Source organism: Paucisalibacillus algeriensis (assembly GCF_000577245.1).
Classification (GTDB): Bacteria; Bacillota; Bacilli; order Bacillales; family Amphibacillaceae; genus Ornithinibacillus.
This window is the reverse complement of record NZ_CBYO010000013.1, coordinates 1-1,214: the sequence shown is the minus strand read 5'-3', so window position 1 is coordinate 1,214 and position 1,214 is coordinate 1. Positions and strand designations below refer to the sequence as shown.

General features: G+C 47.8%; 9 tRNA genes and 1 rRNA gene. All 10 read left to right on the top strand.

Annotated elements, in window-relative coordinates:
• The first annotated feature begins 166 nt into the window (after positions 1–166).
• The 10 genes from rrf to TY11_RS09490 all read left to right on the top strand — a co-directional run bounded on the left by rrf (position 167) and on the right by TY11_RS09490 (position 1,110).
• Positions 167–282: ribosomal RNA gene (rrf, locus tag TY11_RS09535) — 5S ribosomal RNA — on the top strand.
• A tRNA-Val gene (locus tag TY11_RS09530) sits at positions 283–358 on the top strand.
• A gap of 3 nt (positions 359–361) precedes the next feature.
• A tRNA-Thr gene (locus TY11_RS09525) sits at positions 362–437 on the top strand.
• Positions 438–503: 66 nt separating this feature from the next.
• Positions 504–579: transfer RNA gene (locus tag TY11_RS09520), tRNA-Lys, on the top strand.
• Positions 580–588: 9 nt separating this feature from the next.
• Positions 589–673: transfer RNA gene (locus TY11_RS09515), tRNA-Leu, on the top strand.
• A gap of 17 nt (positions 674–690) precedes the next feature.
• Positions 691–765: transfer RNA gene (locus tag TY11_RS09510), tRNA-Gly, on the top strand.
• A 6-nt stretch (positions 766–771) separates the two neighbouring features.
• Positions 772–860, top strand: a tRNA-Leu gene (locus tag TY11_RS09505).
• Between the two features lie 3 nt (positions 861–863).
• A tRNA-Arg gene (locus TY11_RS09500) sits at positions 864–940 on the top strand.
• Between the two features lie 6 nt (positions 941–946).
• Positions 947–1,023 (top strand) — tRNA-Pro (locus tag TY11_RS09495).
• A gap of 11 nt (positions 1,024–1,034) precedes the next feature.
• Positions 1,035–1,110, top strand: a tRNA-Ala gene (locus tag TY11_RS09490).
• The last annotated feature ends 104 nt before the right edge of the window (positions 1,111–1,214 follow it).

Here is a 1,214-nt window from a genome sequence, read left to right as displayed (position 1 = left end):
TGACACGTGGAGCTGACGGATACTAATAGATCGAGGACTTAACTAACTTATTTGATTTCGTTGTTTACTCTTATTTAGTTTTTAGGGTATAAATTATTTTAAAAAAACCCTTGCATTTCTTCCGAGAAATGAATATAATATATCTTGTCTTCATTTTAAGACAATGTCTGGTAGCGATAGCGAGAAGGTCACACCTGTTCCCATACCGAACACAGCAGTTAAGCTTCTCAGCGCCGATGGTAGTTGGGGCATTGCCCCTGCGAGAGTAGGACGCCGCCAGGCGGAGGATTAGCTCAGCTGGGAGAGCACCTGCCTTACAAGCAGGGGGTCGCAGGTTCGAGCCCTGCATCCTCCACCATATGCCGGCCTAGCTCAATTGGTAGAGCAACTGACTTGTAATCAGTAGGTTGGGGGTTCAAGTCCTCTGGCCGGCACCACTTTGTTTTAGTGAATGTTAATTTTATAATAAGATATACTAAGCAACATGAGTTCGGAATTGAAATGAGCCATTAGCTCAGTCGGTAGAGCATCTGACTTTTAATCAGAGGGTCGTAGGTTCGAATCCTACATGGCTCACCATTTTAATATGCGGGTGTGGCGGAATTGGCAGACGCGCTAGACTTAGGATCTAGTATCTTCGGATGTGGGGGTTCGACTCCCTTCACCCGCACCATTTAATTTAATATATACGCGGAAGTAGTTCAGTGGTAGAACACCACCTTGCCAAGGTGGGGGTCGCGGGTTCGAATCCCGTCTTCCGCTCCATATAGTGCCGGGGTGGCGGAACTGGCAGACGCACAGGACTTAAAATCCTGCGGTAGGTGACTACCGTACCGGTTCGATTCCGGTCCTCGGCACCATATGCGCCCGTAGCTCAATTGGATAGAGCGTTTGACTACGGATCAAAAGGTTAGGGGTTCGACTCCTCTCGGGCGCGCCATTTAAACGGGAAGTAGCTCAGCTTGGTAGAGCACATGGTTTGGGACCATGGGGTCGCAGGTTCGAATCCTGTCTTCCCGACCATAATATAGAATGGGGCCTTAGCTCAGCTGGGAGAGCGCCTGCCTTGCACGCAGGAGGTCAGCGGTTCGATCCCGCTAGGCTCCACCAAATTTTATTTTTGCTCCTTGAAAACTGAACAAAACAACCAGTATGTAAGAAAAAACAACCCTGTTTTTTCTATTTTAAAAGAAATTCTAAAAGCTAGCGTGCTT